5 protein-coding genes, 1 tRNA gene and 2 pseudogenes are annotated in these 7,109 nt (G+C 37.2%); 5 read left to right on the top strand and 3 right to left on the bottom strand.

The genetic code is table 11. The features are described 5' to 3' along the window. The 5 genes and pseudogenes from B091_RS13010 to thrC all read left to right on the top strand — a co-directional run. Positions 1-170 (top strand): annotated as a pseudogene (locus B091_RS13010) (IS256 family transposase); the annotation flags it as partial. Positions 171-224: 54 nt separating this feature from the next. Further along, positions 225-488, top strand: a pseudogene (locus B091_RS0111210) (hypothetical protein); the annotation flags it as partial. 341 nt (positions 489-829) lie between these two features. Then, on the top strand, positions 830-3,286 hold the full coding sequence (gene thrA / locus B091_RS0111205; protein WP_018110088.1) for a bifunctional aspartate kinase/homoserine dehydrogenase I: 2,457 nt from the start codon (positions 830-832) through the stop codon (positions 3,284-3,286). Positions 3,287-3,290: 4 nt separating this feature from the next. Continuing rightward, on the top strand, positions 3,291-4,214 hold the full coding sequence (locus B091_RS0111200) for a homoserine kinase (protein WP_025069673.1): 924 nt from the start codon (positions 3,291-3,293) through the stop codon (positions 4,212-4,214). Further along, positions 4,211-5,503: a threonine synthase gene (gene thrC / locus B091_RS0111195; protein ID WP_018110086.1), complete on the top strand. Its 1,293-nt coding sequence runs from the start codon at positions 4,211-4,213 to the stop codon at positions 5,501-5,503. The genes B091_RS0111200 and thrC overlap by 4 nt, the downstream gene beginning before the upstream one ends. Before the next feature lie 43 nt (positions 5,504-5,546). On the opposite strand, the gene B091_RS0111190 is transcribed toward thrC, so the two are convergent. The 3 genes from B091_RS0111190 to B091_RS12230 form a co-directional block, all read right to left on the bottom strand. Next, a tRNA-Arg gene (locus tag B091_RS0111190) sits at positions 5,547-5,620 on the bottom strand. 213 nt (positions 5,621-5,833) lie between these two features. After that, entirely contained in the window at positions 5,834-6,613 is a 780-nt protein-coding gene (locus tag B091_RS0111185) for a hypothetical protein (protein WP_018110085.1), read from the bottom strand. Between the two features lie 259 nt (positions 6,614-6,872). Next, positions 6,873-7,109, bottom strand: a 237-nt coding sequence (locus B091_RS12230; RefSeq protein WP_018110084.1) for a transposase, incomplete at its 5' end; no start/stop codon positions are given.

The raw sequence follows: 7,109 nt of genomic DNA, 5'->3' as shown, positions 1-7,109 counted from the left end.
TTAGAAAGTACACCAAGAACAAATTATCGTTCCCAACCGATGATTCTGTGATGAAATCAGTATATTTAGCCGTTAGAGAGGCCACAAAGAAGTGGTCAATGCCTATCAGGGACTGGGGCATAATTTTAAATCAGTTCCTAATTATTTACAAAGAAAGGGTCAGGCTATAACAATAACCCAACCCAAGCTTAATTTACTTACACACTTCCTGAGACAGTGTCGGGATTGGCTTTACTACTTTGCTACCACAAACGATTCAGAGTCCAATCATTACCTCTTTTCTTTATCCCTCTGCCTCATTTGATTTCCTTGAATTTTACGAGTCATTAAAATCTAAGGGCTTCGTAATTTACCCAGGTAAAATATCACAAGCCGACACGTTCAGAATTGGTAATATAGGGGATGTTTACCCTATTGATGTCTATGGGTTCTTAGATGCCGTTGAGCAAACGGTTGAGGAGTTAGGAATTGTATTAGAACTTCCATAATTATCTTATTCTTGTCTTTTGTCAACTCATAAGGCTATTTAGCCTGATAAATTGCTAGTGTTTATATATTTTATCGAGAATTTTGGAAAATATAATAAATGTATTTATCTTGTGAAACATAATGATAGACATCAATAAAAAATACTCATCTCTATTAGGGGGGACTACGATCAATACTTTTGGTTGTGGGTGCACTTTATGGGTGTCTACGTCATCTACTTCTATTACAACTACAGGCATTACCCCGTGAGGGGTATATCAACTACATACAGCTATATCTATAGCCATTTACATAGTGTAAATGGTGTTTAGTTTCTATTCCAAATCTCAAAAAGAACAGTATGAAAATATTAAAATTTGGTGGTTCCTCAACCTCCAATGCACAAGATATATTGAGGTGCGTTGACATTATTCAGGGTCGAGCTAAACAAGACCAAGTCATTGTAGTCGTTTCGGCTATGGCTGATACCACCGACCTTCTCTTAAAGGCTGCAGAGCTTGCTTCAGAAAAAAATGAACACTATATTGATATATTTCATCAGATTGAAATGCACCATATCAATATAATAAAAGAACTTATTGCAGTTGATCGTCAAGCTGGTGTTCTGAGTCGTATCATCCGAAAACTTAACCAACTAGAAATCTTACTTAATGGCTGTCTGTTGCTTGGTGAACTTTCTCCCAAGTCGAAAGATTTAATACTCTCTTATGGAGAGCGTATTGCCTCGCTTATTTTATCGGATGTCTTGACCTCAGGTGGGGTTGACTGTCTATGGATAAATAGCCAAGAAATTATACGTACTGATGATCATTATGGTAAAGCAAATGTAAACTTCCCGCTTACCAATGGCTTAATTCAAGAGTTCTTCTCGACTGCAAAGTTTAGAGTTGCTGTTGTTCCAGGCTTCGTGGCTGAAACTGATCAAAAGCAAATAACTACACTAGGCAGAGGTGGTTCTGACTATACGGCATCAATTCTGGCTGCAGCTTTAAATATAGAGGCTATAGAGATGTGGACTGATGTGAGTGGTATATATACTGCTGATCCGAAACTTGTTCGTCAGGCACGAACTGTTAAAAATCTTAGTTTTCAAGAAGCAATGGAGCTTTCGCACTTTGGAACTAAGGTACTCTATGCTCCAGCCTTGCTTCCTATCCTTTCAAAAGAGATATCTCTACACATTCGCAATACGTTCGATCCCGAAGCCCCAGGCACAGTGGTTTGCAATGCAATTCCCAATATTAACGGTAGCACAATCCGTGGTATAAGTAATATAGATAATGTGGCCTTATTTACTGTTGAAGGCCCAGGCATGGTCGGTGCAACTCACTTGTCTAAACGTTTATTTGAGGTGTTTAGTGCTATTGGAGTTAATATAATTTTTATTACTCAAGCTTCTTCGGAATATTCTTTTTGTTTCGCTGTGGAGCAGGAAGATGCACACCGTTTGGAGCTAAGTCTAAACGATGAGTTTCGTTTTGAGATAGAAGAACATAAGATTAAGCCTATTCAAGTTGAAAGAGACTTGTCGGTTATTGCCGTAGTGGGTGAAAATATGCGCAATCACCAAGGTGAAAGCGGAAAAATGTTCAGTGCTTTAGGAAGGAATAATGTCAATATTAGAGCTATAGCACAAGGTGCATCCGAGCGTAATATTTCAGCTATTATCCGACAAAAAGATGTACGTAAAGCTCTTAATACACTTCACGAAGTGTTTTTTGAAGAGGACGTGGTACAACTCAATCTCTTTGTCATGGGTATAGGCAATGTTGGGAGGACCTTCTTAAAACTTATAGAGAAGCAACACGATTACTTAGCTCAGTACTTAAAGCTTAATGTACGCGTGATTGGTTTGGCTAACTCTACTAAAATGTGTTTTGATCGTGAAGGACTCAAACTTAATGACTTGGATAATTTATTGTCTGAGGGAATTCCGATGTCGCAAAGCTCATTTGTAGACAAGATTAAGGAGTTGAATTTACGCAACAGTGTTTTTGTTGACATGACTGCTAGTGAAGAAGTTGCTCGTTCTTATGCTACTTATCTATACAATAGTATAGCTGTGGTTACTTGCAATAAGATTGCTTGTGCTTCTGATTATGACTATTATAAACGACTTAAGAGTATCTCTCGCAAATATCATGCTCCCTTCTTATTCGAAACTAGTGTAGGAGCAGGTTTGCCGATTATAGATACGCTTAAAAACCTGATTGCATCGGGTGATCGTATTCATCGAATCGAGGCTGTGTTGAGTGGTAGTCTAAATTTTATTTTTAATCATTTTGATGAACAAACTCCCTTCGATAGGGTAGTATCTATGGCTCAAGATGAAGGATTTACTGAGCCTGACCCTATGATTGATTTGAGTGGTGTAGATGTTAGGCGAAAGCTTATGATTTTAGTCAGGGAGAGTGGTTATAAAATAGAGATAGATGAGATCCTTTCGGACTCTTTTTTACCTCAGTCATGTTTTAAAACTAAGAATAAGGATGAGCTTTTTGAGCAGCTTAAAGCCAATAAAGAGCATTTTGATCGCTTGTACGATGAAGCTAAAAAAGAAGGTGCTCGATTGAAATTTGTTGCATCCTATAATAATGGAGTTGGCAGTGTAGGACTTCAGAAAATAAGCTCCAATCATGATTTTTATAATTTGGAGGGTAAAGATAATATTGTACTCTTTTATACCGATCGTTATGCCGAGCAACCTTTAGTTGTAAAAGGTGCAGGAGCTGGAGCTTCTGTTACGGCATCGGGTATTTTTGCAGATGTTATACGGATTGGTAATAAAACGAATTAGATTAATGGATAAAATAAAAATATTTAGTCCTGCCACTATAGCAAATGTGTCTTGTGGTTTTGATGTGTTAGGACTTTGCTTAGAAAGTGTTGGTGATGAAATGGTATTTGAGAAGGTAGATAAGCCAGGTCTAAGAATAAAAGAGATTACGGGTGCTGATTTACCTTTAGAGTTGGAAGATAATGTAGCTGGTGTTGCTGGCTTATCACTATTTAATAGGTTGAATCCATCTTTTGGAATAGAAATGACTATTCATAAAAAAATAAAGGCCGGTAGTGGTATTGGTAGTAGTGCTGCCAGTGCTGCAGGTGCTGTATTTGGAATAAATGCCCTCTGTGGTTATCCTCTAACCAATAAAGAACTTGTTTATCACGCTATGCAAGGAGAGGCTTTAGCTAGTGGTGCTCCTCATGCTGATAATGTAGCACCAGCTCTTTTGGGCGGATTTGCTTTAATTCGTAGTTATGATCCGTTGGATATAGTTTCAATTCCCTCGCCAGATAATTTATATGCTACCGTAATCCATCCACAAATTGAACTTCGAACTAAAGACTCTCGTTCGGTCGTTCGTCAAACTATTAGCTTGCAAAAAGGAATAAGGCAATGTGGTAATTTAGCTGGATTAATTAGTGGCCTTTTTACCAGTGATTATGATTTAATAGGTCGATCACTTCACGATGAGTTTGTTGAGCCTATTCGCTCCTTGCTTATACCCAATTTTGACGGGTTAAAACAGGCTGCTGCTAATAGTGGAGCACTTGGTAGTGGAATATCGGGTGCAGGACCTTCGGTTTTTGCCTTATCAAAAGGGGAGTCCGTTGCATTGGCTGTAGCTGATGCTATGCGTGATGTTGTAGCTCAGGCAAATTATGCTTTTGAAATCCATGTATCAAAAATTAACCCTATAGGAATAAAGATATTATCATGAAATATTATAGTTTAAATAACCCTGATCACCAAGTAAGTTTCAAAGAAGCTGTAATTGCAGGTCTAGCTCCAGATAAGGGGTTATATTTCCCTTGTGAGATTCCGCAGTTGGAACGTTCATTTTTTGAGCAGATTGAGCATCTTGATAATAAAGAGATTGCTTACCGAGTAATTAAATCCTTTATTGGAGATGAAATACGAAAGGATGAGCTACTTGCTATCATTAATGAAACTTTATGCTTCGATTTTCCTACCGCTAAAGTTGTGGATGATATTTATGCACTAGAACTGTATCACGGACCAACTCTAGCTTTTAAGGATGTTGGGGCACGTTTTATGTCACGTTGTTTGCGTTACTTTACTAGAGATAGTTCAGAAAAGATTAAGGTACTTGTTGCAACTTCAGGCGACACGGGTGGGGCAGTAGCCAATGGCTTTTTAGGTGTTGAGGGAGTGGATGTTATTATTCTTTATCCATCAGGAAAAGTTAGTTCAATTCAAGAACAACAGTTAGCGACTTTAGGTCAGAATATTAAAGCTATTGAGGTCAACGGAAGCTTCGATGATTGTCAAGATATGGTGAAGCAGGCTTTTCTGGATGCTGGGCTAAAAGATCAAAATCTAACTTCTGCAAACTCCATCAATGTAGCTCGATGGCTGCCTCAGATGTTTTATTACTTCTTTATGTATAAAGCATTAAAAATAGAAGCAAAGCCAATCACGGTATCCGTACCTAGCGGAAACTTCGGTAATATCTGTGCAGGTCTTATGGCTTTAAAAATGGGTTTGCCTATTGCTCACTTTGTGGCTTCTACTAATGTTAATGATACGGTACCTCGTTATCTTGATACGCTTGAGTATAAACCCCAACAAACGGTTGAGACATTATCCAATGCTATGGATGTGAGTAACCCAAGTAATTTTGTTCGTATCTTAGAGTTGTTTGATCGTTCAGGTATTAAACTTAGAGAGATGTTGACGGCTTATTCGTTTTCTGATTTAGATACGCTGGCTATAATTGATGAGGTAAATACGCTTCATAGCTATTTAATGGATCCGCATGGTGCTGTAGGGTTTTTAGGGTTACGTAAATACCTATCCGAGGTTTCTGATGATGAAATTGGAGTGTTTCTTGAAACAGCTCATCCTATTAAGTTTCCTGAGAGTATAGAGAATAAATTAGGTATTTTGATTCCTACTCCACCTCAAGTTGCGGCCTTAAGTGGAAAAGATAAGATTACTAGTAAGATTTCAACTTACGATGAGTTGAAAGAGTTGCTAAAGCTATAGAAAACAAAAAAGCCGATAACTAAAATAGTTATCGGCTTTTTTGTGATTCCGAAGCGATTCGAACGCTTGACCGACGCCTTAGAAGGGCGTTGCTCTATCCAGCTGAGCTACGGAACCAATCCTTATTTGCGTGTGCAAAGGTAAGTTATTAGTTTTACATTTCCTAAATTTTAATGCTTTTATATTTTATGTTTATACTCTTTATAGCCTATGAAAAGAAGATAAATAGGGTGTGTTAGATATTATCTAGAATGTAGGGAGTTGATTATTTGCTCCTTATATGTTCTGTTGACTATCATTCTTTATAAATAAAATAATTATTGACTTTCTCTATAAATAGACTGTTTCATCAAGCCAGTCGTAATTATTTGTATTATTTAGGGTGATTGTTTTGGTGGTTGTTCCTTTACGAATGCGTAATTCAATACTATTTCTGAAGCGAGGTAGGTTAATTTGAAAAAAGCCTCTTGCATTGGAATGACCAATTTTATTTTCATTAAGATAGATTTGTGCATCAGCCACTCCCTCTTTACGTTCTTGGCTGTAGATGTGAATGAACAGGGTAACAAACTTCGGGCTGCTAAAGTAAATATATTCACCAGGTGGGAGTATAGGTAGCTTTCTGTTATTGATGAGCGTTGTATCAATTGGGATAAAATAGAGGTTGCCCACATCATCTGTCTTAGCTTGCGTACCAAAAATCTGGTATTTATTCTCCAATATTTTTATTCTATCGGTAAAGGTATAGTATTCGCCTGACTTAATAGCTTTGCTTTTAGCAGCACTATAAACCTCATTTTGATACTTCTTCTGCATATCTATTGGTGCATAGAGTAGTACTTCATAATAGGCTCTGCTTGCCTTTTTGCTAACTTGTGGAGGTTTTAACCAACCGTAGCGTGAAAGCAATGAGTCGATACGCTGAATGTTATTTTCTTGGATAGCTATCTTTTCGGGAGTCCAAGTACTCATATCTTGTTTATGAAGTGATTGAGTTCCCTTTCCAATTAACTCGAGCATATTATTTACTTGCTTAAGTGTTTGCTTATCTTGGGCAAATCCAAAAGCCACATAGCTTAAAACAACTAAAACCAAACAAAACTTTCTCATGTCTCTAATAGATGATATGGTGAAGTAGTAAAGGTAAGGGTTTTGTAGAAGTATTTTGTTAATGGGGATAAAAAACCCTTCTAACAGAAATTGACTGTTAGAAGGGTTCTAATATTGGTTTCAATAAAAAACTACTACTTTAGATAGATGATATAACCATATCTAAGGATATCTTTCTCATCAGTATATTTGAAAATAGCTCTTAATGGACACCCTCTCATAAAGTGTGTAAGTAAATTAAGCTTGGGTTGGGTTATTGTTATAGCCTGACCCTTTCTTTGTAAATAATTAGGAACTGATTTAAAATTATGCCCCAGTCCCTGATAGGCATTGACCACTTCTTTGTGGCCTCTCTAACGGCTAAATATACTGATTTCATCACAGAATCATCGGTTGGGAACGATAATTTGTTCTTGGTGTACTTTCTAATCTTGCCATTAAGATTTTCGATTAAGTTAGTTGTATAGATGACTTTTCTGATTTCTACAGGATACTC

This window comes from Bacteroides propionicifaciens DSM 19291 = JCM 14649, assembly GCF_000375405.1.
GTDB lineage: Bacteria > Bacteroidota > Bacteroidia > Bacteroidales > Bacteroidaceae > Bacteroides_E > Bacteroides_E propionicifaciens.
The sequence above is the reverse complement of the archived record's forward strand: the minus strand, read 5'-3'. Positions and strand labels throughout refer to the sequence as shown.